25 protein-coding genes are annotated in these 25,945 nt (G+C 71.3%); 9 read left to right on the forward strand and 16 right to left on the reverse strand.

Features of this window, described 5'->3' with window-relative positions:
- Positions 1–4 precede the first annotated feature (4 nt).
- From ABD298_RS09580 to ABD298_RS09600, 5 genes are read right to left on the reverse strand one after another with little or no spacing between them, the layout of a single operon-like run.
- Positions 5–1,267 (reverse strand): ABC transporter substrate-binding protein, encoded by a 1,263-nt coding sequence (locus tag ABD298_RS09580; RefSeq protein WP_344299462.1) that lies wholly within the window; start codon positions 1,265–1,267, stop codon positions 5–7.
- Positions 1,264–2,334: a branched-chain amino acid ABC transporter permease gene (locus tag ABD298_RS09585; protein ID WP_344299463.1), complete on the reverse strand. Its 1,071-nt coding sequence runs from the start codon at positions 2,332–2,334 to the stop codon at positions 1,264–1,266. The genes ABD298_RS09580 and ABD298_RS09585 overlap by 4 nt, the downstream gene beginning before the upstream one ends.
- Positions 2,334–3,215 carry a branched-chain amino acid ABC transporter permease gene (locus ABD298_RS09590; RefSeq protein ID WP_344299464.1) on the reverse strand — a complete coding sequence of 294 codons (882 nt, stop codon included), beginning with the start codon at positions 3,213–3,215 and terminating at the stop codon, positions 2,334–2,336. The genes ABD298_RS09585 and ABD298_RS09590 overlap by 1 nt, the downstream gene beginning before the upstream one ends.
- Before the next feature lie 5 nt (positions 3,216–3,220).
- On the reverse strand, positions 3,221–3,931 hold the full coding sequence (locus ABD298_RS09595; protein ID WP_344299465.1) for an ABC transporter ATP-binding protein: 711 nt from the start codon (positions 3,929–3,931) through the stop codon (positions 3,221–3,223).
- Positions 3,918–4,700, reverse strand: a complete 783-nt coding sequence (locus tag ABD298_RS09600; RefSeq protein ID WP_344299467.1) for an ABC transporter ATP-binding protein — start codon at positions 4,698–4,700, stop codon at positions 3,918–3,920. The genes ABD298_RS09595 and ABD298_RS09600 overlap by 14 nt, the downstream gene beginning before the upstream one ends.
- 181 nt (positions 4,701–4,881) lie before the next feature.
- On the opposite strand from ABD298_RS09600, the gene ABD298_RS09605 reads away from it, so the two are divergent.
- Positions 4,882–5,553 (forward strand): GntR family transcriptional regulator, encoded by a 672-nt coding sequence (locus ABD298_RS09605; RefSeq protein WP_344299468.1) that lies wholly within the window; start codon positions 4,882–4,884, stop codon positions 5,551–5,553.
- Between the two features lie 9 nt (positions 5,554–5,562).
- Here ABD298_RS09605 and ligM (ABD298_RS09610) read toward each other — a convergent pair whose 3' ends face one another.
- Positions 5,563–6,987 (reverse strand): vanillate/3-O-methylgallate O-demethylase, encoded by a 1,425-nt coding sequence (ligM, locus tag ABD298_RS09610; protein WP_344299469.1) that lies wholly within the window; start codon positions 6,985–6,987, stop codon positions 5,563–5,565.
- 136 nt (positions 6,988–7,123) lie between these two features.
- Here ligM (ABD298_RS09610) and ABD298_RS09615 point away from each other — a divergent pair, with 136 nt between their 5' ends.
- From ABD298_RS09615 to ABD298_RS09645, 7 genes are all read left to right on the forward strand, one after another.
- Positions 7,124–8,488 carry an aminomethyl transferase family protein gene (locus ABD298_RS09615; protein ID WP_344299470.1) on the forward strand — a complete coding sequence of 455 codons (1,365 nt, stop codon included), beginning with the start codon at positions 7,124–7,126 and terminating at the stop codon, positions 8,486–8,488.
- An 89-nt stretch (positions 8,489–8,577) separates the two neighbouring features.
- Entirely contained in the window at positions 8,578–10,080 is a 1,503-nt protein-coding gene (locus ABD298_RS09620; protein ID WP_344299471.1) for an aldehyde dehydrogenase family protein, read from the forward strand.
- Between the two features lie 6 nt (positions 10,081–10,086).
- Positions 10,087–11,352: an MFS transporter gene (locus ABD298_RS09625; protein WP_344299472.1), complete on the forward strand. Its 1,266-nt coding sequence runs from the start codon at positions 10,087–10,089 to the stop codon at positions 11,350–11,352.
- Between the two features lie 151 nt (positions 11,353–11,503).
- Positions 11,504–12,343, forward strand: coding sequence for a methylenetetrahydrofolate reductase (locus ABD298_RS09630; RefSeq protein WP_344299777.1), 840 nt, complete (start codon positions 11,504–11,506; stop codon positions 12,341–12,343).
- A gap of 11 nt (positions 12,344–12,354) precedes the next feature.
- Complete coding sequence (gene purU / locus ABD298_RS09635) at positions 12,355–13,227, forward strand: formyltetrahydrofolate deformylase (protein ID WP_344299473.1); 873 nt, start codon at positions 12,355–12,357, stop codon at positions 13,225–13,227.
- A gap of 56 nt (positions 13,228–13,283) precedes the next feature.
- Entirely contained in the window at positions 13,284–14,696 is a 1,413-nt protein-coding gene (gene ligM, locus ABD298_RS09640; RefSeq protein ID WP_344299474.1) for a vanillate/3-O-methylgallate O-demethylase, read from the forward strand.
- A gap of 72 nt (positions 14,697–14,768) precedes the next feature.
- The gene (locus ABD298_RS09645) at positions 14,769–15,392 is read left to right on the forward strand and encodes a PadR family transcriptional regulator (RefSeq protein ID WP_344299475.1); all 624 of its coding nucleotides are present in this window, start codon (positions 14,769–14,771) and stop codon (positions 15,390–15,392) included.
- A gap of 37 nt (positions 15,393–15,429) precedes the next feature.
- Here the strand turns inward: ABD298_RS09645 and hxlB are convergent, their stop codons facing one another.
- From hxlB to ABD298_RS09670, 5 genes are read right to left on the reverse strand one after another with little or no spacing between them, the layout of a single operon-like run.
- Entirely contained in the window at positions 15,430–15,984 is a 555-nt protein-coding gene (gene hxlB / locus ABD298_RS09650; RefSeq protein WP_344299476.1) for a 6-phospho-3-hexuloisomerase, read from the reverse strand.
- Positions 15,974–16,618 carry an orotidine 5'-phosphate decarboxylase / HUMPS family protein gene (locus tag ABD298_RS09655; RefSeq protein WP_344299477.1) on the reverse strand — a complete coding sequence of 215 codons (645 nt, stop codon included), beginning with the start codon at positions 16,616–16,618 and terminating at the stop codon, positions 15,974–15,976. Before ABD298_RS09655 ends, hxlB begins: the two co-directional genes overlap by 11 nt.
- A 10-nt stretch (positions 16,619–16,628) precedes the next feature.
- Positions 16,629–17,588: a sugar kinase gene (locus ABD298_RS09660; RefSeq protein ID WP_344299478.1), complete on the reverse strand. Its 960-nt coding sequence runs from the start codon at positions 17,586–17,588 to the stop codon at positions 16,629–16,631.
- Positions 17,585–18,349 carry a fumarylacetoacetate hydrolase family protein gene (locus ABD298_RS09665; RefSeq protein ID WP_344299479.1) on the reverse strand — a complete coding sequence of 255 codons (765 nt, stop codon included), beginning with the start codon at positions 18,347–18,349 and terminating at the stop codon, positions 17,585–17,587. The genes ABD298_RS09660 and ABD298_RS09665 overlap by 4 nt, the downstream gene beginning before the upstream one ends.
- 4 nt (positions 18,350–18,353) lie before the next feature.
- Positions 18,354–19,676, reverse strand: a complete 1,323-nt coding sequence (locus tag ABD298_RS09670; protein ID WP_344299480.1) for an MFS transporter — start codon at positions 19,674–19,676, stop codon at positions 18,354–18,356.
- Between the two features lie 162 nt (positions 19,677–19,838).
- Between ABD298_RS09670 and ABD298_RS09675 the strand changes: the two genes are divergently transcribed.
- Entirely contained in the window at positions 19,839–20,600 is a 762-nt protein-coding gene (locus ABD298_RS09675; RefSeq protein WP_344299481.1) for an IclR family transcriptional regulator, read from the forward strand.
- A 15-nt stretch (positions 20,601–20,615) separates the two neighbouring features.
- Here the strand turns inward: ABD298_RS09675 and ABD298_RS09680 are convergent, their stop codons facing one another.
- The 5 genes from ABD298_RS09680 to ABD298_RS09700 all read right to left on the reverse strand — a co-directional run bounded on the left by ABD298_RS09680 (position 20,616) and on the right by ABD298_RS09700 (position 25,887).
- Entirely contained in the window at positions 20,616–21,920 is a 1,305-nt protein-coding gene (locus ABD298_RS09680) for an FAD-dependent oxidoreductase (protein WP_344299482.1), read from the reverse strand.
- Positions 21,921–21,965: 45 nt separating this feature from the next.
- On the reverse strand, positions 21,966–23,012 hold the full coding sequence (locus tag ABD298_RS09685; RefSeq protein WP_344299483.1) for an Ig-like domain-containing protein: 1,047 nt from the start codon (positions 23,010–23,012) through the stop codon (positions 21,966–21,968).
- A complete protein-coding gene (locus ABD298_RS09690) occupies positions 23,009–23,674 on the reverse strand; it encodes an RNA polymerase sigma factor (RefSeq protein WP_344299484.1) in 666 nt (221 codons plus the stop codon). Before ABD298_RS09690 ends, ABD298_RS09685 begins: the two co-directional genes overlap by 4 nt.
- A 102-nt stretch (positions 23,675–23,776) precedes the next feature.
- Complete coding sequence (fdhA, locus tag ABD298_RS09695; RefSeq protein WP_344299485.1) at positions 23,777–24,991, reverse strand: formaldehyde dehydrogenase, glutathione-independent; 1,215 nt, start codon at positions 24,989–24,991, stop codon at positions 23,777–23,779.
- Positions 24,992–25,161: 170 nt separating this feature from the next.
- Positions 25,162–25,887 carry an aspartate/glutamate racemase family protein gene (locus ABD298_RS09700; protein WP_344299486.1) on the reverse strand — a complete coding sequence of 242 codons (726 nt, stop codon included), beginning with the start codon at positions 25,885–25,887 and terminating at the stop codon, positions 25,162–25,164.
- Between the last annotated feature and the right edge of the window lie 58 nt (positions 25,888–25,945).

The raw sequence follows: 25,945 nt of genomic DNA on the forward strand, positions 1-25,945 counted from the left end.
CAGGTCAGCCGAACGTCGAAGACGTCGCGTAGCCCTTGCCGTTGTACTTCTGGACGAGGACGGTCGAGATGGCCGGCTGGCCGTCCTTCGTCGTGTCGACGGAGGTCCCCTTGAGCATCAGCGGCGCCTCGAGGCCCTTGATGTTCCTCAGGGCCTTCATGAAGCTGTCACGCGTCGGGTCGGTCATGCTCCCGAACGCCTTCTCGAGGGTGGCCCCGGCGATGTAGCTCCACATGCAGTGCGGGAACGCGGGGGTGTCCGAGTAGTTGCCGTACTGCTTGAGGTCGGAGAGGAACTTGACCACGTCCTCGTCCTTCGCGAACTCGGGGCTCTGCGGCGCCTTCGCGAAGGCGACCGTGTACACGCCCGGGTACGCCGTGGCGCCGCCGGGCTGCAGGATCGCCGTGGGGCTGGACGTGTTGGACGGCAGGAACCAGCTGGGCTTCCAGCCGATCTGCTGCGCCTTCTGCAGCGAGGCGATGACGAGCGGGGTGATCGACATGGCGTTGAAGAACACGTCGGCGCCCGTCGCGGCGAGCTGGGTGAGCTGCGCGTCGACGGACGTGTCCGTGGCCTCGTAGGTCTGCTCCCCGACGACCGTGATGCTCGAGTTGCCCTTGATCGCGTCCTTGAAGCCCTGGACGTAGCCCTTGCCGTAGTCGTCGTTCTGGGACAGGATCGCGACCTTGTGCGCTCCGCCGGACGCCGCGACGAGCTTGCCGAACGCCTCGCCCTCGTTCTGGTAGATCGGCACGAGGCCGAGCTGCCAGGGGCTCTGCTTCTGGTCGCTGAACAGCGGGTCACCCGTCATGACGAGGATCTGGGGGACCTTCTGGCTGATCGCGGCCTCGCGGAAGGCCCGGTTCGTCGGGGTGCCGAGGCCGATGCCCTCGGCGAAGACGTTGTCCGAGACCATCTGCTGGAAGTTCGCCAGCGACTTCTGCGGGTCATAGCCGTCGTCGTAGGTCTTGATCTCGACCTTGCGGGTCTTGCCGTCGCCGAACTTGATGCCGCCCTCGGCGTTCTTCGCGCCGAAGTACGCCTTCGCGCCGGCGACCGTGCAGGTGCCCGGGCCGGCGGTGGCGCCGCTGAGCGGGGTCGTGATGCCGAGCGTGATGGTGGTGTCCGTGATGCCGGGGGAGGCTGCCGAGCCCCCGCCCCCGCCGCCCTCGTTCGCGCTTCCGCGGCAGCCTGCCAGGGAGAGCGCGAGGACCGACGCCACTGCGACGGCGCCGAGGACTCCGTGTGTCCTTCTTCGTTCCTTCATGACGGATCGTGCCTCTCTGTGCTGGCTGGTGCTGGATTCTGCGGTGCCGGGTCCGGGGAAGCCGCGCTCGAGGGCGGTGTTCCGGCAGGGGCCGCCCGGGCGGGCTTCCGGCGGGTGGGGCGCCGGAGCACGCGGGGGAGGCTCACGAGCCCCTCCGGCAGCAGGAACAGCACCGCGAGGAGGATCACGCCCTGGCTGACGGTGGTGAAGTTCGGGTCGATCGCGTTGGTGAACTGCGGGACGAAGACGTAGTACGCGCCGCCGATCAGTGAGCCGACGATGCTCCCCGCGCCGCCGATCACCATCGCCGCGAGGAGGCTGATCGAGTGCCCGAAGCTCAGTGTCTCCGGCGAGGTGTACTGCACGGCGGCGAGGTACAGGAAGCCGCTCGCGCCGCCGTAGACCGAGGCAATGGTGAAGGCGAGGACTTTGGTCCAGTACGGGGAGATGCCCATCGACGCCGCGACCGCCTCGTTGTCCTTCACGACGGCGAACGCCCGCCCGTACTTCCCGCGCACGAGGGCGCGGGCCAGCAGGAACCCGGCCGCGGCCACCACGAGGATGATGTAGTACTGCCACTGGTCGTTGAACAGGCCTGACCAGTCGGGAGCAGTGGAGAAGATCGCCGAGATCCCCTGCGAGCCGCCGGTGAAGGTGTCGAGCCGCTTGGCCAGGGGGACGCCGACGATCGGCAGGGCGATCGTCACCATCGCGATGGCGAGCCCGCCGAGGCGTGCCGCCGCCAGGGCGACGAGGAGCCCGACGATCCCGGCGATCACGCACGCGGCGATCAGGACGATCAGGATGTTCCAGCCCTGCTTGACCCCGTAGGCGGTGACGTAAGCGCCGAGGCCCACGAAGAAGATCTGGCCCAGGTTCACCTGGCCGGCGTACCCCATCACGATGTTCAGGCCCAGGACGGCGACGGCGTACACCCCCACTCGCACGAGGGTCAGGTTCGCGATCGCCGGCATGAAGAGCGGGGCGGCGAGGAGCACGATCGCGACGACGGCGATGAGCGCGATCCGTGCCCCCCTGCTGCGGAGGGATGAACTGAGGGTTGCCATCAGACTCGCACCACGACCTTCCGCCCGAACAGGCCCTGGGGCCGGAGCACGAGGATCACGAAGATGAGCACGAACGGCACCGCGATCTTCAAGTCGTGCCCGATGAGCGGGATGTACACGGCCACGAGGTTCTCCAGCACGCCGATCGCCCATGCCGCGGCCACGGCGCCGACCGGGCTGTCGAGGCCGCCGAGGATCACGGCCGCGAGCGCGTAGACGAGCGCGCCGTCGAGCATCCCCGGGGTGAGGGTCAGCTGCGGGCCGACGAGCCCGCCGGCGATCGCGCCGAGGGCGGCTGCCAGGCCCCAGCCGACCATGAGGAGCCGCCCGACCGGGAGCCCGGAGAGAGCGGACGACGCCGGGTTGTCGGCCACCGCGCGCAGGGCGAGCCCGAGCTTGGTCTTCATGAAGAGCAGCTGGAGGACTCCCATGATCGCGAGGATCGTGAGGGTCGTCGCGAGCGAGCGGAGGCTCACGACGGCGCCGAGGATGTCCACGCTCGTGAGCGGGAAGAGCGAGGGGAACTGCCGGTTGTTGTAGCCCCAGACCACGGCGACGATCCCCGTGACGAGCGTGAGCAGGCCGATGGTCGCGACGACGGCGGTGTCCGGGTCTCCGCGCTCGAAGCGTCGGATGAGGAAGCGCTCGACCAGCGCGCCGATGCCGAACGAGGCCAGGACCGCGACGAGGAGGGCCAGGATGAGCGGCAGGCCCGCCTCGAGGAAGGCGTAGGCGAGGTACGCGGACAGGACGGCCATGCCGCCCTGCGCGAAGTTGATCAGGCCGGTGGCCTGGTTGACGAGCACGATGGCGAGGGCGAGGGCGGCATAGACAGAACCCGTCGAGAGGCCGTCCACGGTGAGCTGGATGAAGGTTTCCACGCGGGTCAGCCCCCCAGGTAGGCGCGGCGGATCTCGTCCATGCCCTTGAGCTCGGCCGAGGTCCCGGTCAGCACGCTGCGGCCGGTCTCGAGCACCGTTGCGGTATCGACGAGGGTGAAGGCGAGGTTGGCGTTCTGCTCGACGACGAGCATCGCGATGCCTGACTCGACCCTGAGACGGCGGATGGCCTCGTACACGGACCTCGCCGTCCCCGGCGCGAGGCCGAGGGAGGCCTCATCGAGCAGCAGCAGCTTGGGCTTGGCCATGAACGCCCGCCCCACCGCGAGCATCTGCTGCTCGCCGCCAGACAGCGCCGCCGCACGGGAGCCGATCCGTTCCCTCAGCTGCGGGAAGAGGTCGAGGCAGTACTCGATGTCCGCCGAGATCTTTTTGCGGTCTTTGCGCATGTAGGCCCCGACGAGGAGGTTCTCCCGCACGGAGAGCTGCGCCAGTGTCCCGCGGCCCTCGGGGACGTGGGCGATCCCGAGCGCCGCGACCTGGTCGGGGCGGCGTCCGCGGATGTCCCGGCCCGCGAACCTGATGCGGCCGCCGGTGCGGACGGTGCCGCTGATGGCGCGCAGCGTCGTCGTCTTCCCTGCGCCATTCGCTCCGAGGATGCCCACGGAGCCGCCCTCGGGGACGGTGAGCGAGACGCCGTCGAGCACCTGGACTGGGCCGTAGGATGCGGTGACGCTGTCGAGTTCAAGCAGCGTCATCCGCGGCGTCCTTCCCGATGTAGGCCTCGATCACGCGTGGGTCCGACTGGGCCTGCGCGGCAGTGCCCTCCATGAGCTTGCTGCCGTGGTCCAGCACGACCACGCGGTCGGTGAGGGCGGAGATCAGCCCCATGTGGTGCTCGACGATGACGATGGTGATGTCCTGTTCGGCGCGGACCTGCCTGACGGTCTCGATGAGCTGCTCAACCTCGCCGTGGGAGAGCCCTGCGGCGGGCTCGTCGAGCAGCAGCAGGGACGGTTTCGACAGGAGCGCGCGCCAGAGCTCGATGCCCTTGTGGAGCCCATGGGAGAGCTCGTCCGCGGGCAGGTGGGCGGCCCAGCCGAGGCCAGCGCGCTCGAGCAGCTCGAGGGCCTCCGCGCGCATCGCGCGCTCGGCGCGGGTGGTGTGCGGCAGCGAGAGGGCCCACGAGACCGGGCCGCCCGGGAGCCGCAGGTGCCCGCCGAGGAGCACATTCTCCAGGACGGTCGCCCGCAGCTGCAGCGCCGGGTGCTGGAAGGTGCGCGAGAGCCCGAGCCGTGCGAGCCGCGACGGGGCGCTGCCCACCACCTCGGTGCCGTCGATCGTGATCGAGCCGGAGCTCGGCTTGTAGTGCCCGCTGATGCAGTTGAACAGCGAGGTCTTGCCGGCGCCGTTCGGCCCGACCAGGCCGAAGATGCTGCCCGGCTCGACCTCGAAGCTCACGTCCTGGAGGACTCTGACGCCGCCGAAGTGCAGGCTGACGTCGTTCAGGCTCAGGCGTGCCGCCATCCCGCACCCCCTTCCGCGTCGTCGCCCTCGAAGAGCGCGGCCGATGTGACTGCTGTCACTGACGCTACGGATCCGGAGACGAGATTGTCAACGATTTTGGATGGGTCTTAGGATTGCAGCCAATGCCGTCGCCTGCGTCGGGGCCGCTGCCCTGTCCGCCGATCCCGGGGAGTGAGTGCACATGTCGTCAGCCGCGGAGAAGGCGCCCGCTGGGGCGGTTGTCCCGGCGGGGGAGCGAGGCGTCGCAGATCTGATCCGCGACGCGATCATGCGAGGCGAGTACGCGCCGAACCAGCGGCTCATAGAGGTGGACCTGAGCGAGGCATTCTCGGCGAGCCGGGCCACGGTGCGCACGGCACTGCTCGAGCTCGCGGCCGAGGGCCTGATCGAGAGGCTGCCGAACCGTGGGGCCCGGGTCCGGGCGGTGACGCTGGAGGAGGCCATCGAGATCATCGAGGTGCGGATCGGCGTCGAGGGCCTGTGTGCGGCCAAGACGGCGTCGAGCCTGTCCGAGGCGGATGCGGAGGCCTTCGCGCGGCTCCGTGCGGACATGGTCGCATCAGTCGCGGAGGGCGACCTCGTGGAGTACGCGCGGCTGCACCAGCTGCTCGACCGGCGCGTCCGGGAGCTGGCCCATCACCGCACCGCCGCGGAAGTGCTCGGGCGCCTGCACGCGCAGAGCATCCGCCACCAGTTCAAGCTCTCGTCGCGTCCGGCGCGCGCCAAGGTCTCCGTGCTGGAGCACGCCGCCATCATCGACGCCATCCTGGCCCGGGATCCCGATGCCGCCGAGCAGGCGGTGCGCCGCCACCTGCTCAGCGTCATCGATGCGCTCCGGGAGCTGACCGCCTGACCCCCGGCCTCAGCGGCTCCTGGCGCCGGCGGTCCTCCAGCCTCCGTGGTACTCGGTGCGGGCCGTCACCGAATAGGGTGCAGGGCTCACGACGGCGCGCACGCTGATCTGCTCGTGCGGCTCCACGGTCGTCTTCCGGGACCCGCCGTCGGGCTCGCCCCACACCACGCGGACCTCGGCGCCGAGCGGGACGTTGGGGTGCACGGTCGCGAGCGAGAGCCCCCGCCGCTCGTTGGCGGTGACCCCGGTGAAGAGCGAGAGGCCCACGACGGCGCCGTCGGCGTCGACCACCGAGTCGTAGTTGGACGAGCCGTAGTTGGCGTTGGGCACGTCGAAGAACTGGTAGCCCGGCCGGTCGCGGTCCAGGAACGAGGCCCAGATCTCCGCGAGGTCGTCGTCGTTCCACGCGAGGGTGACCTTGCGGCGCTGCGCGGCCGGGTCGAGCTTCTCGAGGGCGTCGCGGCCGATGAAGTCGTGGTCGAACTTCACGAAGGACCCGTAGCCGAGCTCCCACGGGTTCAGGTAGTAGTCCTCGATGTCCCCGGACACGAAGGAGCCGGCGAGGGCGTTGATGGCCTCGTAGCTGTTCGCGGGCAGCCACTGCCGGTAGGACCGCTCGGCCTCGCCCGTGTAGATCGCGGGCAGGGGCGAGGGGATCCAGCCCGACTCGAGGGTGTTCGAGGAGTAGGCCCGCGAGCCGCACGGCTCGATGCCGAACTCCGCGCCGGCTTCGAGGACCGCGTCGCGGATCGCGCCGTGCTGGGCGTAGGGACCCCAGATCTCGAGGCCCGGCGCCCCGGCCATGCCGTGGCGGAGCGTGCGGACCTGCTCGCCGGCGATCGTCATGTGGCCCATGTGGAAGAACTTCACCTTCTCGACCGGGCCGCCGGCGAGCTTCTCGATGATCTGCCACGCGTTGGGGCCCTGGATCTGGAAGCGGTAGTACGAGCGCGTGACGGCGGCGCCGTAGGGCCTCGAGGGGGAGCGGTCGTCGTAGGCGACCTCGACGTCGTAGCCGCCGGTCTCGGCGTGGAACTGGAGCCAGTTCGCCACGGGCGCCCGGCCGACGAACACGAAGTCCTGCTCCGCCTCGTGGAACAGGATCCCGTCCCCGATCACACCGCCGTTGGATGCGACCGGCACGAACTGCTTCGCCGTGTCCACGGGGAAGTTCGCGAAGCTGTTGATCCCCGTGTCCGAGAGGAGCCTGAGCGCGTCCGGCCCCTTGAGGAAGAAGTTCACCATGTGGTGCGACTGGTCGTAGAGGACCGCGGTCTCCCGCCAGGCCTTCTGCTCGCGCCGCCAGTTGGTGAACTCGGCGGGGACCACCGGGTAGATGTACGTGCCGAGCGGGGAGTTGCGCAGGAGCTCGACCGTGCCCTGCGGCGTGCCGCCCGCCGCATCGAGAACGTCCTGGAGGTTCTGGGGTGCCATCGTGCCGATCTCCTTCGGTTGACGCGATTGTGGACAATAATGTATTGGACTGCTTGACCTGAGACCAGAGCGGTGGTTGTCTGGCACCAACCCCCGCCTCAGGGCGCCTGCCCTGCGCCGAAAGGAAAGGTCGACGATGACCTCCGAATCCCTCGCCCAGGCAATCGTCCGAGCCGGCAGCCCTGTCGAGCTCCTGCGCAACCAGAACTGGCCTGCCTTCACCTTCCCCGTGGCGCCCGAGTTCACGAACTGGCGCGACGAGATGCGCGCGTGGAACACGACGGTGGCGCTCATGGACCAGTCGCACCACATGACGCAGCTGTTCCTCTCCGGGGCGGATCTCATCCCGCTGCTCTCCTCGATCTCGCCGAACACGTTCGGCACCTTCCGGCAGGGTGTCGCCAAGCAGCTCATCTCGGTCAACCAGGACGGCTACCTCATCGGCGACGGCATCCTGTTCTACAACGCCGAAGGCCCCGAGGGCATCGTGCTCATCGGCCACCACCTCCTCATCGACTGGGTGCGCTTCAACGTCGAGAAGGCCGAGGCCGCCGGCAAGGACGTCCGCTACCGCCTCGAGGCGAACTCGCACATGCGGCAGGGCCCGCCCACCTTCTACCGCTACGAGCTCCAGGGGCCGCGCGCGAACGAGGTGATGGAGAAGGTCTTCGCCGGGCCGATCCCGGAGATCAAGTTCTTCCACATCGGCGACGTCGAGATCGCCGGCCGGGCCGTCAAGGCGCTGCGCCACGGCATGGCCGGACAGCCCGGCTTCGAGTTCTACGGTCCGTGGGAGGACAACGAGGCCGTGCTCGAGGCGCTCATGGACGCCGGGGCCGAGTTCGACATCCGCAGGGTCGGGGCGAAGGCGTACTCGGCCTCCCCGCTCGAGTCCGGCTGGGTGCCCACGCCGTTCCCCGCGATCTTCGACGACGACCTCGCCGAGTACCGCGACTGGCTGCCCGCAGCCCGTGCGGGGTCCATCGGGGGGTCTCTGTACTCGGCCGACGTCCACGACTACTACATGACCCCATACGACATCGGCCTCGGCAGGTCGGTGCGCTTCGACCACGACTTCCACGGCCGTGCGGCCCTCGAACGGCACGCCGAGGACCAGCGCCGCCGCAAGGCCACGCTGATCTGGAACGCGGAGGACGTCGCCGCCGTCGTGCGCTCGCAGATGGAACCGGGGACGCCCGCCAAGTACCTCGACTTCCCCAAGGCCCGCTACGGGCTGTTCCAGATGGACGAGGTCCTCAAGGACGGCCAGCGGGTGGGGATCTCGACCGACGCCGGGTACGTCGCCTACGACCAGCTGTACATGTCCCTCGCCACGGTCGACACCCAGGTGCCGGACGGTGCCGAGGTCGAGGTGGTGTGGGGCGAGGACCCGATCTCGCGCAAGGCAGCGGTCGACGCCGACCACCGTCAGGTGCGCATCCGCGCCACCGTGGCCCCCGCCCCGTACCACGAGTTCGCCCGGACGGTGTACCGCGCATGAACGGCAGGCCTGGGGGATGAAGACGATCGAGACGTTCCACACGCACGGGACCCCGATCGTGCAGAAGTGACACCGTCAGGAGGCACACCATGACCGAGACACTCAGCACCGCCGCGCCGAAGGCGCCCGTCAGCACCGGCCTGTACATCGGCGGCCGGGAGCGCCAGGCCGCCGCGACGCTCGAGGTCCCCGACCCGGGGAAGCCGGGCACCGTCGTCGGCCACGCCGCCGCAGCGAGCCCCGCCGACGTCGACGACGCGATCGCCGCCGCGAAGGAAGCCTTCCCTGCGTGGTCCGCCCTGAGCGCGCAGGAGCGGGCCGAGCACATGCGGGCGGCGATCGAGGGCATCGCCGAGGCCCGCGACGAGGACGCGGCGATCCTGTCCCAGGAGAACGGCAAGATCCGCATGGAGGCGTGGGTCGACTCGCTCGTGTTCGAGATCCGCTGGAACCTCGCCGTCGCCCTGGCGGACGAGGTCGACACCGGCAAGGTCCTGGACCCGGCTCCCGGCATCCCCGTCACGACCACGGTGAAGTACCAGCCGCTCGGCGTCGTCACCGTGATCGTGCCGTTCAACTGGCCCATCGCGATCCTCGGCGCGTCCCTGCCGCACGCCCTGATCGCCGGCAACACCGCCATCGTGAAGCCGCCGCCCTCGACCCCTCTCGCCACCACCCGCGTGGTCCAGCGGGTTGCGGAGAAGCTGCCCCCGGGAGTCCTGAACGTCGTCACGGGCAAGGACGCGGACATGTCCGCGCTCATCACGAGCCCGGACGTGGCGAAGGTCTGCTTCACCGGCAGCGTCGGGGGCGGCAAGCGGATCATGGAGATGGCCGCGAAGTCGCTCACCCGGGTCACCCTCGAGCTCGGCGGGAACGACGCCGCCGTCATGCTCGAGGACGCGATCGTCGACGACACCCACCTCGACCGGCTCTACGCGGCGATCTTCGATACGACCGGGCAGATCTGCATGAACGCCAAGCGCGTCTACGTGCACCGCTCCCGGCTCGACGAGGTCGTCGCTGGCCTCTCGGCGCGGCTCGAGAAGGCCGTGATCGGGTACGGGCTCGACGAGGGCACCACGATGGGGCCCCTCAACTCGTCCGCGCAGAAGGCCTTCGTCGCGGAGATCATCGAGGAGGCCAAGTCCTCCGGTGCGGACGTGCGGGAGTTCGGCACGCTGCCGACCGACCCGGAGCTGGCCGGCGGCAACTTCCTGCGCCCGGCGATCGTCGTGGACCCCGACCCGTCGCTGCGGGTCGTGACGCAGGAGCAGTTCGGCCCGGTGATCCCCGTGATCCCGTTCGATACCGAGGACGAGGCCATCCGCGCCGCGAACGACACGTGGGCCGGGCTCTGCGGGTCCGTCTGGACTGCGGACCCCGACGCCGCGAACCGCGTGGGCGGACAGCTGGCGTGCGGCTACGTCTGGGTCAACGACCACGGCGCCACGAGGCTGGACCTGCGCGCCCCCTTCGGCGGGATGAAGCAGTCCGGCTTCGGCCGGGAGCAGGGGATCGAGGGCGTTCGGGCCTTCCAGGACACCCGTTCGATCGCGCACCTCGATCCGGACGCCCTCGCGGCCGGCTGAGCGTCCATGGGTCGCGAAGCGCGGGAGCAGGCACCCACCCGGGTGCGGCGCCCGCGCCTCGCGCTCCTGGCCGCGGTCCTGCTCGTCGCGGCGAACCTCCGCTCGCCGATCACCGGAGTCGGGCCGCTCCTGAACCAGATCGCGGCGGACCTGGGGACGACCGAAGCAGCGCTGGGGCTGCTCGCGGCCATCCCGCTCATCGCGTTCGCGGTGGTCTCGCCGCTCGCCCACGCCCTCAGCACGCGGTTCGGCACCGGCCCGGTGGTGCTCGTCTCCCTCGTCGCGCTCGCCCTCGGCACGCTCTGGCGCTCGGTGCCGGGCGCCGACGCGAACGTGTGGGCCGGGACGGTCCTCGTCGGCTCGGCCCTCGCCATCGCGAACGTGCTCCTGCCCGCGGTGATCAAGAGCGACTTCGCCGACCGCGTCCCTGCCGCCACCGCCGTGTTCACCGCGACGCTGAGCGGCTTCGGCGCGCTCGCCTCGGGCGTGGTGGTGCCGGTCTCGCACCTTGACGCCGGCCAGGGGCCGCTCGGCTGGCGCTGGGCGCTCCTCGCCTCGGGCGCCCTCGTCCCCGTGGCGATCGCCGCCTGGGCCGCCGCCCACGGGCTGCATCGCCGCGCGCCGTCGTCCGCCGGCGGTCCTGCCGTGGCGCACGACGCCGCCCGGCCGCCCGCCGCGGGCCGCGTCCCCTCGCGTCTGGGGGTCTGGGGCGACGGGGTCGCGTGGCAGGTCCTCGCGTACATGGGCGTGCAGGCGATGACGTTCTACATGCTCGTCACCTGGCTCGCGCCGCTCTCGCTGAGCAACGGCAGGCCCGAGGTCGTGGCGGGCGCGGACGTCATGCTGCTGCAGGTCAGCTCGCTGGGCGGCTCGCTCGTGACCCCGTTCCTCCTGCGGGGCCGGCTCGCCCGGTGGGCGCCGGCACTGATCCCGGTGGGCGGGCTCGCGGCCATGGCGGGCCTCCTCGCCGCGCCCGGCCTGTTCCTCGCGTGGGTGCTGCTGTTCGGGCTATCCTCGGGCGCGTCGCTGGCCACCTCGTTCAGCCTGTTCAGCCTGCGCGCCGGGACCCCGGCCGTCGCGGCGCGGCTCTCGGGCATGGCCCAGTCCGGCGGCTACGCGATCGCCGCGGTGGGCCCCGTTGCGTTCGGCGGGCTGCTCACGGCCACGGGCGGGTGGCTCGTGCCCCTGCTGTTCGTGGTCCTCGTGCTGGGCGCGCAGCTCGCGGTGGGGCTCGCCGTCGGCCGCGAGCGGCACGTGCTGGCCGGCCCCTGACAGATACCTATAGACAGTCCCTATGTGCATAGGTAAAGTCGAAGAAGGCGCACCGCCGCGCCGCCGAAAGGAGTCCGGCACCGTGAGCAGAACCGCCCCCGCGAGGAACCGTTCAGCCTCGCTCCAGCTCGTCAACGGCTTCTCGCTCGAGATGACGGGCAAGGACGTGCCCGCCCTCCTCGAGGCGAAGGACCGCATCCCCGAGGGCACGAGGATCAACGTCACGTTCCTCGGCAACGAGGACCTCGAGATGCGCGTGGCCGCCGCGAAGGCAGTGCGGGACAGCGGCTTCGTCCCCGTCCCGCACGTCTCCGCCCGCCGCCTCGCGTCCCAGGCCCAGCTCGAGGAGTTCCTCGGGCGGCTGCAGGAGGTCGGCGCCTCCGAGCACATCTTCGCCGTGGGCGGCGACCCCGCCACCCCGGAGGGCCCCTACGAGGACTCGCTGTCCGTCATCGAGAGCGGCATCCTGCCCCGGTACGGGGTGAAGGAAGTGGGCATCGGAGGGTACCCCGAGGGCCATCCGGACATCCCGAAGCCGGTCCTCGCCAGCGCGCTCGAGGACAAGGCCGCGGCCCTCAAGCAGCAAGGACTCGGAGCCGTCGTCATCACGCAGTTCGCGTTCGACATCGACCCTGTGGTCGCATGGATCGACGCGGTCCGCTCCCGCGGCATCGACGCGCCGGTCCGCGTCGGCACCCCCGGCCCTGCCGGCATCAAGCGGCTCCTTGGCTTTGCCCGCCGCTTCGGAGTGGGCGCCAACGCGATGATCGTGAAGAAGTACGGCTTCTCCCTCACCAACCTGATGGGCGACGCCGGCCCCGACCGCTTCGTCGACGACCTCGCCGCCGCGCTCGCCGCGCCCCGGCAGGGAGGGCCGGCGCAGGAGAGCGAGGCCGAACGGCTGAGCGGGGTGGGCCTGCACTTCTACACGTTCGGCGGCCTCGGGGCGACCGCCGACTGGGTCCGGTCCTTCACGGCAGAGCGCAGCTGAGGGGAGCAGGCATGGTCGTGCACACCGGGCCCCAGCGGGACCAGGCCTGCCTGATCGTCCACGGCCCGGACCGGCCGGGGATCGTCGCCGCCGTCGCGGCGCTCGTGACGCGGCACGAGGGCAACATCGTCAGCCTCGACCAGTACTCGACCGACCCCACGGGAGGGGACTTCTTCCAGCGGGTCGTGTTCGGCCGGAGGGATCTCGCCGTCGCGATGCCGGACATCGAGGCGGACCTCGCGCAGACCCTCGGGCCGATGGGCATGGAGTGGTCGCTCACCGACCGGTCCGTGCCGAAGCGGATGGCGATCATGGTCTCCACGTCGGACCACTGCCTCCTCGAGCTCCTCTGGAGGCACCGCCGGGGGGAGCTGCCCGTGACGATCCCGATGGTCATCTCCAACCACACCAACACGGCCGAGGACGTCCGATCCTTCGGCGTCCCGTTCTTCCACGTCCCGTCCGCGGGCCCGGACAAGTCGGCCGCTGAGGCCGAGATCGTCAAGCTGCTCGCCGGGAACGTCGACTTCGTGGTCCTCGCCCGCTACATGCAGATCCTCTCGCCGGACTTCCTTGACGGCATCGGCGTGCCCCTGATCAACATCCACCACTCGTTCCTGCCGGCGTTCATCGGGGCCGCGCCGTACCGCAAGGCCAAGGAACGCGGGGTCAAGCTCATCGGGGCCACCGCGCACTACGTGACCAAGGACCTCGACGAGGGGCCCATCATCGAGCAGGACGTGGCCCGCGCGACCCACGCCCATTCCGCCGCCGACCTCCAGGCGCGCGGCGCCTACGTCGAGCGCGCCGTGCTCTCCCGAGCCGTCGAGTGGCATGCCACCGACCGGGTGATCCGGCACGGCAACCAGACCATCGTCTTCTAGCCCACCGTCAGAACAGCACCGAACCAGCCCTACCGAGACAGAACGAGAGGTTCACCGTGGCACCCAAGAATCTGCAGGAAGTCCTCTACGCATCGGGCAACACCGTCGAGCTCCTGCGCAACTCCCAGATCGGCTCCTACATCTACCCCGTGGTCCCGGCCGACTTCCAGAACTGGATCAAGGAGCAGAGGGCCTGGCGGGAGACCGCCGTGCTCTACGACCAGTCGCACCACATGGACAACCTGTTCATGCGCGGCTCGGACGCCATCAAGCTCATCACGGCCACGGCCATCAACTCGACCGCCAACTTCCCCGTGGACAAGGCCAAGCAGTACGTCCCGACCACCGCTTCCGGCCATGTGATCGGGGACGGCATCCTCTTCCGCGAGGCCGAGGACGAGTACGTCTACGTGGGACGCTCTCCTGCGGCGAACTGGCTGCTGTTCCACGGCGAGACCGGCGGCTACAGCAACCTGGACATCGAGGTGGACCGCCGCTCGCCGTCGCGCCCCTACGGGCACGCGGTCTCGCGCCGGTACTACCGCTTCCAGATCCAGGGCCCCAACGCGTGGCAGGTCATCGAGAAGCTCAACGGCGGCCCGCTCGAGAAGCTGAAGTTCTTCAACATGTCCACCATGACGATCGACGGCACCACCGTCCGCACGCTCCGGCACGGCATGGCCGGCGCGCCGGGCCTGGAGATCTGGGGTCCGTACGAGGACCACGACCGGATCATGAACGCCATCGTGGAGGCAGGCGCGGAGTTCGGCCTCGTGCCGGTCGGGTCCCGGGCCTACCCCTCGAACACGCTCGAGTCCGGGTGGATCCCGTCGCCGCTGCCCGCGATCTACACGGGCGAGGCGGAGCGCGCCTACCGCGAGTGGCTCCCGGCCGACGGCTACGAGGCCACCGCAACCCTGGCCGGCTCCTTCGTGTCGGAGAACATCGAGGACTACTACCTCACCCCGTGGGAGCTCGGCTACGGCTCGTTCGTCAAGTTCGACCACGACTTCATCGGCCGCGACGCCCTCGAGAAGGTGGATCCCGCGACCCAGCGCCGCAAGGTCACCCTGGCATGGAACGCCGAGGACCTGGGCAAGATCTTCTCCTCGCTGTTCGACGTCGACGGCCCGCACTACAAGTTCTTCGACCTCCCGCTGGCGAACTACGGCTCGGCGAACTACGACTCGGTGGTCGACGCCGACGGCACCGTCGTCGGCTTCTCGATGTTCACCGGCTACAGCGCGAACGAGCGCCGCGGCCTCTCGCTCGGCACCGTGGACGCGAATGTGCCCGAGGGGACAGAGCTCAAGGTGGTCTGGGGCGAGCCGAACGGCGGAAGCTCGAAGGCCGCCGTCGAGCCCCACGAGCAGATCGAAGTGCGCGCGGTCGTCAGCCCGGTGCCGTACTCGACGGTGGCGCGCGCAACATACCACGGTGGCTGGCGGACGAACTACCAGCCCGCGTAAGGTTGTGGCCCCGGCACGGGGGAGCGGGCTTCCCCGTGCCGCAGGCCCACCCCCACGCCGAAGGAGACCGCCATGAGCTTGAAGTTCGCTCTGCTCGCGCTGCTCCGCGTCGGTCCGCTCTCGGGGTATGACCTGCAGAAGCAGTTCTCGCTGTCGGTCGGCCACGTGTGGCATGCGCCCGACTCGCAGATCTACCCGGAGCTGCGCAAGATGGAGGCCGAGGGCTTCATCGAGGGCGAGGAGCAGGCGAGGGGCCAGCGCGGGACGCGCCGCGTGTACCACGTCACGGACGCGGGCGAGCGGGCCTTCGCCGCGTGGATCCGGACGCCGCTCGAGTACGCGCGCGTCCGCGACCCTGCGCACCTCAAGGCCGCCTACCTCGAGAACGCGACCCCGGCCGCGGCGCGGGCGTTCTTCCGCGCGCACATCGAGCAGTGGGAGGCGGAGCTCGCCCAGTGGGAGGGCGAGCTGCGGCGGATCGCGGCTGTCGAGAACCCCATGCTCGTGCGCCGCCTCGCGGTCACGCCCGCCGAGGACCAGGAGCGCACGATCGCCTTCAAGCGGTTCGCCTACGAGGGCCTCGTCGAGCGGGCCCGCGGCGAGATCGTGTGGGCGCAGCGCGGGCTTGGCCTCGTGGACAGCCTTTCCGGCACGGACGGCTCCTGGGCCGCCAGCACGACGGTCGCCGAGGCCTAGCCGCGCTGCTCGTCGGCGGTGCTGCTCGTCGGTCGTGCTACTCCGTGTTGGCGTGGGCCGCCCGGGCCGCGTCGTTGTCGACCTGCCTCCGTTCGGCGAGGATCAGGCATGCCGCGTCCAGCGAGAGATGGGTGGCCTGGTCGAACAGGCTTGAGAGCGGCTGGCGGCTGGGGGCCTCGCCGGGCCGGCGGTGCTTCGTGGCGGCGGGCAGGACCAGCCGCGTCGCCGCCAGCCGCGCGAGCGCGGACTCCGCGTCGGAGGTGACCGCGTGGACCCGTGCCCCCGCCGCGACGGCCGCCTTCGCGACCTGGACGGTGTGGGCCGTGGTGCCGGAGCCGGAGACCGCGACGAGGAGGTCGCCGTCGCGGAGGGCCGGGGTCGTCGTCTCGCCGACCACGTAGGCAGTCAGGCCCAGGTGCATGAGGCGCATCGCGAACGCCCTTCCCATGAGGCCGGAGCGGCCCTCGCCGGTGACGAAGACGCGCGGGGCCTCCTCGAGGGCGCGCACCGTCCCTTCGAGCTCGTCGCGGTCGACGCCGGCAAGGACAGGCTCCAGTTCGCGGGCGATCGTGGTCAAGGAATCATCGGCCACTGCGGGTCCTTTCGAGGCTGGTGAGGCGACGGCGCAGCTCCTGCGCCGCGGCGAGGGGGTCGGCAGCACCGGTGACGGCGCTGCCGACGATCACGCGCAGGCGCGGGATGCCTGCGAGGGCGGGCAGGTCGTCGGCCCCGAGCCCGCCGGCGAGCGCGAGCTTCCGGCCGGTGGCCCAGGCGCCGAGCAGGCTGGCCGGCCCGTCGTGCGCGGACTGGACGTCCTTGGCCACGTGGGCGGCCAGGACGGCGTCGTCGGGCAGGCACGCGGCAAGCTGCGCGCGCCGCGCCTCGGTAGTCGCCATGAGGTCGACGACCGTCTCGGCACCGTAGTCTTCGGCGGTGCCGAGGGCCTTCTCGAGGGTCGCGTCGTGGGCGACGGCGAGCACCGTGGCCGCCCGCGCCCCCGCGTCGAACGCCATGCCGAACTCGGTGGCGGCGTCGTCGGCAGTCTTCAGGTCCGCGAGGACGGGCGTGGGTCCGACCGCGGCGACGATCTCACGGACCACGTCCATGCCGTGCGCCTTGATGAGCGAGGTGCCCACCTCGACGATGTCCGCCGAGGAGGCCAGCTCGTGGGCGAGGGCGAGCGCCCGTGCCCGGGGGAGGCGGTCGAGTGCTATCTGGAGCTCCAAGCGGGTCCTCCTAGGTGGTCGGGGCCAACGCGGCGCCGGCGATGAAGGCGTCGAGCCCTCCGCGCGTGGGCAGGCCGTCGCGGTCGCCGCGGTGGGTAGTGGCCAGGGCCCCCACGGCGCTCGCGCGCTCGAGGGCGGCCGCGTCGTCGAGCCCGTCGAGGTAGGCGCTGATGAGGCCGGCGGCGAATCCGTCGCCTGCCCCGACCGTGTCGACGACACCGACCCGGAAGCCTGCGTGGTCGAGCCGGCCGTGGGCCGTGTGCAGGGACGCCCCGGCGGCGCCGTCCTTGACTGCGACGCGCGAGGCGCCGAGGGCGAGGTAGAAGTCGGCGATGCCGTCCGCGCTGTCCCGGCCGGTGAGCAGCAGCCCTTCGGTCCGGCCCGGCAGCACCCAGTCGGCCGCGGCAGCGATGGCGTTCGTCGCCTCGACGAGCTCGGCCTCGCTGCTCCACAGGGTGGGACGGATGTTCGGGTCGAAGGAGACCGTCGCCCCGTTGGCCCGCGCGATCTCGAGGGCGCGCACCGCGAAGGCGCGGGTGCTGGCGGAGAGCGCGAGCGGGATGCCGGTGAGATGGAGGTGCCGCGCCGAGGCGATGCACGCGTCCGTCGCCTCGCTCGCGCTGAGCCGGCTGCCGGCGGAGCCCTTCCTGAAGTAGAACACCTCTGGGTCGCCGCCGAGGGCCAGTCCCTTGAGCTGGAAGCCGGTGGGGGCGGCGTCGTCGACCGTGGCCGCTCCCGTGTCCACGCCTTCAGCGCGGAGCGTGGCGAGGGCGTAGCTGCCGAAGGGGTCTGCCCCCACCCTCCCGATCCATCCGGACCGGTGCCCGAGCCGGGCCAGGCCGACGGCGACGTTGGTCTCCGCTCCGGCCAGTCCCCGCGCGAACGCAGTCACCTCGTGGAGGGGCCCGGGCTCGCAGGCCATGAACATGGCCATGGCCTCGCCGAACGTGACGGCGTCCAGGGCGTTCATGCCGCGGCCCCCTGCCGTGCGTGCCAGGCTTCCACCGGGTTGCCGAGCTCCCCGAGCCCGTCGATGCGAACGCCGACGGCGTCCCCAGCGCGCAGGGGTGCCTCGGGGCCGGGGGCCCCGGTCAGGACCAGGTCGCCCGGACCCAGCGGCATGAGCCGGGCCACGTAGGCCAGGATTTCGCCGAGGTCGCGGGCGAGGCCGGCGGTGGAGGCGCGGCTGGCCTCGACGCCGTTGACCGTCACGGTGATCTGGAGGTCGGCCCTGTCCAGGCCGGTCTCGATCCACGGCCCGACCGGGGTGAACGTGTGCCTGCTCTTGGCCGCGGTCCACAGCGGATCGTCGTGCTGGGCGCTCCGGTCGGTGACGTCGTTGGCCACGGTGAGGCCGAGGACGCACGAGAGCAGGTCCGCGGGGCGCACGTCCGTGGTCTCCCGGCCGATCACCAGGGCGAGCTCGCCCTCGGCGACGGTCCGGCCGGCGTCGTCCGGCAGGCGCACGGCGGCCCCGGGGCCGACCACGGAGCGCGCGGCCTTCAGGAACGCGGCCGGGGGGAGCGCACTGTCGGCCGCGCCGGTGTTGTGCGCCATGCCGACCACCGTGCGGGGCTCCACCGGCGCGAGCAGTCGCGCTGCGGCGGGGGAGATCCTCGCCCCGGTGTGGCGAGGCCGGGGCGCGAAGGGGTCGGCCAGTTCGGCGAACTCCTCACCCTCCCAGCTCGCGTAGCTCGTGCCGCCGGCGTGGGCGATCCTGCAGACGCGCATCGTCTCAGGACTCCGCCGTGCGGAGCGCGGACCGGGACGGCTTCGCGGCGCGCGGGCGGACGAGCGGGATGAGCACCGCGGACCCCGCGAGGCTGACCGCCATGAGCAGGAACGAGGCGCTGCTCGATCCGGTGGCGCCGTCGAGCCAGCCCACGAGGTAGGACCCGGCGAATCCGCCGAGGGCGCCGAGGGAGTTGACGAGCGCGATGGCCGGACCGGCGACGTCGCGGGGCATGAGCTCGGGGATCGCGGCGAAGAAGGGCCCGTACGGGGCGTACATCGCGGCACCCGCGACCACCAGCAGGACGAAGGCCGCCCAGAAGTTCGAGGGCCCGATGAGGTAGGAGCCGTAGAACGCCACCGCGCTGAGTGCGAGCCACGGCCAGACGTACCGGTTGCGGTGGCCCGAGAGGTCGGAGAGTCGGCTGTTGACGACCATGAGGATCACCGCGAAGACGTAGGGGATGGCGGAGATGAGCCCGGTCATCCCGATGCCCTCGCCGCTCGCGGCCTTCACGATCGAGGGGAGCCAGAAGACGAAGCCGTAGACGCCGAGGCTCCACAGGAAGTACTGCACGGACAGGATGACGACGTTGCGGGACCGCAGCGCGCTCCACAGCGAGGCGGCCGGGGTCATCGAGCGCTGCTCGGCGTCCAGTGCGTCCTCGACGTAGCTGCGCTCGTCCTTGCTGAGCCAGCGCGCCTGGTGCGGGTGGTCGGCGACGAGCGCCCGGAAGACGAAGGCCCACACGATGGCCGGAACACCCTCGATGATGAACATCCACCGCCACGACGTCGCCTCGACGAGGTAGCCGGACACCGCGGTCAGCCAGAGGACGGTGACCGGGTTGCCGAGGATGAGGTAGGTGTTGGCCCGGCCCCGTTCGGCCTTCGTGAACCAGTGGCTCAGGAAGATCACCATGGCGGGCAGGACGGCGGCCTCGACGACGCCGAGGAGGAACCGCACCACCATGAGCCAGGGGACGTTGGAGACCACGCCCTGCAGGGACGCGAGGACGCCCCAGGCGATGAGGCTCCAGAAGATCAGGGTCCGCGCGCTGCGCCGCTCGGCGTAGACGCCGGCAGGGACCTGGAACAGGAAGTAGCCGAGGAAGAACAGGGCGCCCAGGAGCGCCGAGACGCCCGCGTCCAAATTCAGGTCGGTCTTCAGGCCGCCGGCGACGCCGATGGAGTAGTTCGAGCGGTCCAGGTACGCGAGCGAGTACGTGACGAACGCTATCGGGAGGAGCCGCGCCCAGCGGGCCCGTCCCGGAGACGCTGCGACCGCACGGGCGAGCCCGTGGCCGGTTGTGGAGTGGTGTGTCATGAGATCACCTCGATGTGATGTTCCATATTATGGAATGGCTTGTCGCCAACCGGAATCAAGTGTGCGCCTCCGTCGGGGTGGGGCACAAGGGGGAGCGGGCGACTTTTTCCTTCTACCGGCATGGTCTCCCACATCGTGGAATGGCTCTGGCATACTGAGGGCATGACGCCGACTCCTCCCGACATGGTCGGAAAGGCCCTGCTGCTCCTGACCCTGCTCGGCGACTATCCGGACGGGGCATCCCTCTCCGAGGTGGCCAGGAAGGCAGGCTTCCCGCCGAGCACCGCCCACCGGCTGGCCACTGCCCTCGTGCGGGACGGCTACGCCTCAGTCGACGAGGCCAGCCGGCGCTACAGCCTCGGGCTGCAGACCTTCTCCCTGGCGAGCCGTGTGGCCCACCGGCACGGATTCGCGGGGTCCGCCCTGCCGGTGCTCCGCAGGCTCGCCGACCGGACCGCCGAGAGCGCGCTCATGTCGGTGATCGACGGGCACCACCAGCTCTACGTGCACCATGTCCAGGGCAGCCACTCGGTGAGCGTCAGTGGCGAACCCGGACGGCGCGGCCCTCTCCACTGCACCTCGATGGGGAAGGTGCTCGTGGCCTTCGCGGCCGAGCCTGCCCGGACCGAGCTCGTGGAGCATCTGGAGCTCACGGCCTTCACGCCGCACACCATCGTGGACAGGCAGCGGTTCCGGGACGAGATCGACGAGGTCTCCCGTCAGGGCTACGCCGTCGCCGACGAAGAGCACGAGGCCGGCATCCGCGCCATCGGGGTCCCTGTGCGGAATCCGGACGGCGTCACGGTGGCCGCGCTCTCCGTCGCGGCCCCGGCCTACCGCGTCAGCCGCGAGAGGCTCCTCGACTACCTTCCCGCCCTGAACGAGGCCGCGCAGGAGCTGACCGTCCGACTGCCCCCGCGCTGACCCGCCGGGAGGTCCTCAGCGCGGCTCGAGCCGCTCGAGCCGGCGCGCCCAGCTCGGCGCGTGCTCGGGCCGGGGTCCGATCGCGATGAGGCGGGCGGGGACGCGCTGGAGGAGCGGGAAGCGGGCCAGGAGCCGCAGCGGGAGCGGGACCCGGGTGGCCGACGTCGCGAGCGTGCCCTTGAGCGCCCGGCTCACCACGCCGCGGTGCGCGAGCCGCTGGAAGGCCTGGATGAGCCGGGTGGGCGGCAGCCGCCTCGCCTGGACTTCGGCGAGGACCTTCTCCGGGACGGGGCCGGGTGCATGCCGCATCCACTGGCCGACGATCCGGGACGCGGCGACGGCGTCCTGGATCGCGAGGTTGATGCCCACCCCGCCGACCGGGGACATGGGGTGCGCGGCGTCGCCGATGAGGAGCAGGCCGTCCCGGTGCCACTCGCGCAGGCGCTCGACGCGGACGTCGAGGAGCTTGACGTCGTCGAACGAGCCCGGCCACCGTGTGAGCCGGTCGGCGAGCCAGGGCTGCAGCCGCGCGAGTCGGGCCCGGAATGCCTCGAGGCCCTCGGCGCGCAGCTGCGCGTCCTGGCCCTTGGCGATGAGGTAGCCGCACTGCCACTCGTGGCCGCGGTCGATCATGACCATGAACTCGCGCCCGGAGAGCCGGCCGACGCCGCCGTCGGGATCGCCCTCGTGGCGCGGCAGCCTGAACCACCACACGTCGATCGGTGCCCCGAAGGTCTCGGCCGAGAGCCCCGCGGCCGCGCGCACGTCCGACCAGCGGCCGTCGCACGCGACGACGAGGTCGGCGGCGAGGAGGTGCTCGGGGAGGGGTCTCGACTCCGCTGCGCTGCGCTCAACCGCCGTGGGGCGGTAGTCGCGCCACCGCACCCCGGCGACCCGCCCGCCGTCGTGCGCCAGGCCTACCGCCTCCGCTGAGCGCAGCAGCGTGAAGTGCGGCTCGCGCTCCGCGGCCTCGGCGAGCATCTCGAGGAAGTCCCACTGCGGGACGAGGGCCACGTGCCGGTGCAGCCCGGGCAGGGAACGGCCCAGGTCCGCGAGGCGCACCGTTCCGGCGTCGAGCTGGATCTCCGCCCGGTCCATGAGCCGGTGGGGGAGCTCGGCGAACGCGGAGCCCAGCCCGAGCTCGTCCAGGAGCGCGAGGGTCGACGCGTGGACTGTGTCGCCGCGGAAGTCGCGGAGGAAGTCCGGGTGCTTCTCGAGCACCACCGTCTCGATCCCGCCCCTCGCGAGCAGGAGCCCCAGGACCATGCCCGCGGGGCCGCCGCCCACCACCGCCACGCGTGTCCGCTCGGGTGCAGCCATGGCTTTAGCGTACGCGGGGGCGCCCGGGGAGTCAGGCGGCGCGTCCTAGTCGATCTGCTTGACCGTGATGGTCACCGGCTGGCTCGTGGTCCCCTGGTACATGGCCGTGACCCGGGAGGTCCCGGCCTTCTCGGGGTAGGCGTTGCCGTGGTCGTCCATCCGGACCGCCTCGCCGTTCTCCGAGGACCAGGCCACCGCGTCCACGACCTCGGACTTCCCGGTCGTGTAGGTGACGGTCGCGGTCAGCTTCACGGGCCTGTCGCCCACGAACAGCGGGGGCACGGTCGCGGGCGCGACCTGCACCCGCACCACCTCCGGCGGGGTCACGACGACGAGGGCGAGCGCCTCGTACGAGGCCCCGAGCGGGTCCTTGGCGGTGGCCGTCAGCAGCGCGCTGCCCGGTGCGACCCCGGTGACGGTCCCCGCAGCGTCCACCGTGGCGATCTTCTCGTCGCTGGTCTTCCACGTCAGCTGGGAGGCCGGAATGACCGAGTTGTCGCTCAGGCGCAGCTGGGCGGAGAACGCGGTGGTCAGCCCAGCCCGGACGCTCGTGCTTTCCGGGTCGATCTGCAGCGCGCGGACCGTGACCGAGGGGGTGGGGGTGAAGGTGGACCCGGGGACCACCGAGAACGTCAGCGAGGAGGTGAAGCCGCCGAACGTGGCGCTGACGGCGGTTGAACCCTCGGCGACCGCCGTGAGCAGCCCTGCGCCGTCGACCGCGACCACGGAAGGATTCGCGCTCGACCACACCACCCCGTCCTCTAGCTGCCGGGTACGGCCGTCGCTCAGGGTGGCCTTCGCCGAGGCCTGGATCTTCAGGCCCGGCGGGAGCTGCTGCCCAGGCGCCGAGACGACGATCCCGATCACCGTCGCGGAGCGGCTGGCGTCGCCCCCGGCCGGCCCGACCAGCCGCACGATGACGAGCGCCGCCGCGGCCGCGAGCACGGCGACCGCCGTGAGGACGCTCAGGAGCGTGGCACGGTTCCGGAGCCGCTCGTGCCCGCGGGCGACGGCGCTCTCCAGGTCCGCGGGATGCCTCGCCGCGAGCTCGGTCGCCTCGGCGTAGAGCCGCTGCCGGAGCTCGCTGTTCACGATGCCCCGCTCCCGGAGGGGCCGCTGCCGAGCGAGAGCTGGGCCTGCTGGTTGGCGCGCGCGAGGCGGTCGGTGACGGTCGAGGTGGTGCTCTCGGTCAGGCCTGCGATCTCGGCGATGGTGAGCGCGGCGAAGTCATGGAGCACGACGGCGACGCGCTCGCCGATCGGCAGCTTCGCCAGGAGGGTCTTCGCCTCGGCGGGGGTCTCGGGCTGCGCCCAGCGGTCCCTCTTCTCGAGGAGCTGGACGAGCACGCACAGCGTGTAGAGCCGCAGCTGTGGGGTGACCGGGCCGCGCCAGACCTCCGCCGTCCGCGACCAGGCCGCCTCGAGGAGGGCCTTGGCCTGCTCCGGGTCTCCGCACAGCAGCTGGGCGCAGAGCTGGAGGTCTCCGCGCTGCTGCTCGAAGACGCTCTCGATGTCCTGCTGCCGCCCGGACAGCGCTGCGGTGAGCTTCAGGTCTCCCGGAAGGCCGAGCTCGATGTCCCGCACGGCAGGCACGACGGCGGCGAGGAGGACCAGGGCCCCTGCGCCGATCGGGACGGCGGAGAGGAGCGTCGGCACGAGCCACCCGGCCGCGATCGCAGCGATCCCGACGGCCGCGACGAGGACCCGCGCTGGACGGATGGCCGCCCTGAAGCGGCGCTTGGGCAGATCGCACATGACGCACCCCTGAGGTCTGGACCCATTTTACGTCCAGCAAGTGGAGCAACGTGAGGGTCCACGACCGTCAGGGGTGCGCGCGGGCGTTCTTGCCGGTGCCTGCTAGTTCTTGACGTAGCCGTTCGGGTTGAGGACGTACTTGGTGGCGGCGCCGGCGTCGAACTCGGCGTAGCCGCGAGGCGCGTCGTCGAGGCCGATCGCCGTGGCGTTGACGTTCTTCCCGATCTGGACGCGGTCGTGGAGGATCGCCATCATGAGCCCCCGGTTGTACTTCATGACGGGGCACTGGCCGGTGGTGAAGGACAGCGACTTCGCCCACCCGGTGCCGAGCGAGAGGGACAGCGAGCCCTTCTGGGCGGCCTCGTCGATGCCGCCGGGGTCGCCCGTGACGTAGAGGCCCGGGATGCCGAGGGCGCCGCCGGCGGCGGTGATGTCCATGAGCGAGTTCAGCACGGTGGCCGGGGCCTCCTTCGCCCCGGAGCCGTGGCCCTTGGCCTCGAACCCCACCGCGTCGATGCCGCAGTCCACGAGCGGCTCGCCGAGGATCTGCTCGATCTGCTCCGCCGGGCCCCCCTTGGTCAGGTCCACTGTCTCGCAGCCGAAGCTCGCCGCCTGCTTGAGCCGGTCCGCGTTCATGTCCCCCACGATGACGACGGCGGCGCCCAGCAGGAGCGCGCCCGTCGCCGCCGCGAGGCCCACCGGGCCGGCCCCGGCCACGTACACGGTCGAGCCGACCCCGACCCCGGCGGTGACGGCGCCGTGGAACCCCGTGGGGAAGATGTCCGAGAGCATGGTCAGGTCCATGATCTTCTCCAGCGCCTGGTCCCGGTCCGGGAAGACCAGGAGGTTCCAGTCGGCGTAGGGCACCAGGACGTACTCGGCCTGGCCGCCGACCCAGCCCCCCATGTCCACGTACCCGTAAGCGCTTCCGGGCCGGTCGGGGTTGACGTTGAGGCAGATGCCGGTCTTGCGCTCCTTGCAGTTCCGGCACCTGCCGCACGCGATGTTGAACGGGACGGAGACGATGTCCCCGACCTTGACGAACTCCACGTCGGGACCGACCTCGACGACCTCGCCGGTGATCTCGTGTCCGAGGACGAGGTCCTTCGGCGCGGTCGTGCGGCCGCGCACCATGTGCTGGTCGGAGCCGCAGATGTTCGTGGTGACCGTCTTCAGGATGGCGCCGTGGGGGACCTTCCGCCCCACGTTCGCCGGGTTCACCCCGGGCCCGTCCTTGAGCTCGAACGTCGGGTAGTCGGTGTCGATGACCTCGACCTTGCCCGGCCCCTTGTACGCGACCGCTCTGTTGCCTGCCATGGATGCTGGCCCCCTGCCTTGGTTCGGCGGGGCCGGTCCCGACCCCGCGTGCTGATGCAGTCGATCTGCTTGGCGCGGGCCGGGCACACGGTGCCGTGCGGGTGGCCCGCGTCACTTCTCGGCGGTACGGGCACCGTAGGCAGAGGCGCCGGGACAGGTCAAGGCACGCCTCAGGCGGAGCTGAGGGGCCAGCCGGTGACCTTCTTGGGGCGCGGCGGCGCGTAGGTGCGCACCTTGGACGTGCTCAGCCCGAGCCGGACGAGGCCCTCCGCGACGGCGACGGCGGCAGCGACGCCGTCGACCACGGGGACGCCGCAGCGCTCGCGGATCCGGGCGTCGAGGCCGCTCATGCCGCCGCAGCCGAGCACGATCACCTCCGCCCTGTCGTCGCCCACCGCTGCCTCGGCCTGGGCGACGATCTCCTTCACAGCCCGCTCGGGGTCCTCCTCGAGCTCGAGCACGCCGAGCCCGGACGCCCGCACCGAAGCGCAGCGGGCGTCGAGCCCGGCGAGCCTGAGCCGGTCCTCGATCAGCGGGACCGCCCGGTCCAGCGTCGTCACCACGGAGTACCTGTGGCCGAGGAACATCGCGGTCGAGGCGGCGGCCTCGGTGATGTCCACGACGGGCACGTCGAGGAGCTCCTGGAGGCCCTCCCGCCCGTGCTCGCCGTAGCCGGCCTGGATCACGGCGTCGAACTCGCCCTCGTAGCGGGAGACCGCGTCCATGACCGCGAGGGCGGCCAGGTAGGACTCGAAGTTGCCCTCGCACGAGTCGGCACCGAAGCGTGGCGTGAGGCCGACGATCTCCGTGCCCGCCGATGCGGCCGCGCGTGCGGCCGCGGCGATGGAGTCGGTCATGGACTGGGTGGTGTTGACGTTGGCGACAAGGATGCGCATGGGAGTACCTGGCTTCTGCTGGTGAGGAGGCCCCGCAGGGGGCTGCGGTGGGGCACGA

This window comes from Sinomonas flava (genome assembly GCF_039531875.1).
In the GTDB taxonomy this organism is placed as follows: Bacteria; Actinomycetota; Actinomycetes; order Actinomycetales; family Micrococcaceae; genus Sinomonas; species Sinomonas flava.

Excerpts from the sequence above, each read along its gene's own strand:
- ABD298_RS09580 (WP_344299462.1), bottom strand. The coding sequence starts at position 1,267 with ATGAAGGAACGAAGAAGGACACACGGAGTCCTCGGCGCCGTCGCAGTG.
- ABD298_RS09585 (WP_344299463.1), bottom strand. The coding sequence starts at position 2,334 with ATGGCAACCCTCAGTTCATCCCTCCGCAGCAGGGGGGCACGGATCGCG.
- ABD298_RS09595 (WP_344299465.1), bottom strand. The coding sequence starts at position 3,931 with ATGACGCTGCTTGAACTCGACAGCGTCACCGCATCCTACGGCCCAGTC.
- ABD298_RS09600 (WP_344299467.1), bottom strand. The coding sequence starts at position 4,700 with ATGGCGGCACGCCTGAGCCTGAACGACGTCAGCCTGCACTTCGGCGGC.
- ABD298_RS09605 (WP_344299468.1), top strand. The coding sequence starts at position 4,882 with ATGTCGTCAGCCGCGGAGAAGGCGCCCGCTGGGGCGGTTGTCCCGGCG.
- ligM (WP_344299469.1), bottom strand. The coding sequence starts at position 6,987 with ATGGCACCCCAGAACCTCCAGGACGTTCTCGATGCGGCGGGCGGCACG.
- ABD298_RS09615 (WP_344299470.1), top strand. The coding sequence starts at position 7,124 with ATGACCTCCGAATCCCTCGCCCAGGCAATCGTCCGAGCCGGCAGCCCT.
- ABD298_RS09620 (WP_344299471.1), top strand. The coding sequence starts at position 8,578 with ATGACCGAGACACTCAGCACCGCCGCGCCGAAGGCGCCCGTCAGCACC.
- ABD298_RS09625 (WP_344299472.1), top strand. The coding sequence starts at position 10,087 with ATGGGTCGCGAAGCGCGGGAGCAGGCACCCACCCGGGTGCGGCGCCCG.
- ABD298_RS09630 (WP_344299777.1), top strand. The coding sequence starts at position 11,504 with ATGACGGGCAAGGACGTGCCCGCCCTCCTCGAGGCGAAGGACCGCATC.
- purU (WP_344299473.1), top strand. The coding sequence starts at position 12,355 with ATGGTCGTGCACACCGGGCCCCAGCGGGACCAGGCCTGCCTGATCGTC.
- ABD298_RS09645 (WP_344299475.1), top strand. The coding sequence starts at position 14,769 with ATGAGCTTGAAGTTCGCTCTGCTCGCGCTGCTCCGCGTCGGTCCGCTC.
- ABD298_RS09660 (WP_344299478.1), bottom strand. The coding sequence starts at position 17,588 with ATGAACGCCCTGGACGCCGTCACGTTCGGCGAGGCCATGGCCATGTTC.
- ABD298_RS09665 (WP_344299479.1), bottom strand. The coding sequence starts at position 18,349 with ATGCGCGTCTGCAGGATCGCCCACGCCGGCGGCACGAGCTACGCGAGC.
- ABD298_RS09670 (WP_344299480.1), bottom strand. The coding sequence starts at position 19,676 with ATGACACACCACTCCACAACCGGCCACGGGCTCGCCCGTGCGGTCGCA.
- ABD298_RS09675 (WP_344299481.1), top strand. The coding sequence starts at position 19,839 with ATGACGCCGACTCCTCCCGACATGGTCGGAAAGGCCCTGCTGCTCCTG.
- ABD298_RS09680 (WP_344299482.1), bottom strand. The coding sequence starts at position 21,920 with ATGGCTGCACCCGAGCGGACACGCGTGGCGGTGGTGGGCGGCGGCCCC.
- ABD298_RS09690 (WP_344299484.1), bottom strand. The coding sequence starts at position 23,674 with ATGTGCGATCTGCCCAAGCGCCGCTTCAGGGCGGCCATCCGTCCAGCG.
- fdhA (WP_344299485.1), bottom strand. The coding sequence starts at position 24,991 with ATGGCAGGCAACAGAGCGGTCGCGTACAAGGGGCCGGGCAAGGTCGAG.
- ABD298_RS09700 (WP_344299486.1), bottom strand. The coding sequence starts at position 25,887 with ATGCGCATCCTTGTCGCCAACGTCAACACCACCCAGTCCATGACCGAC.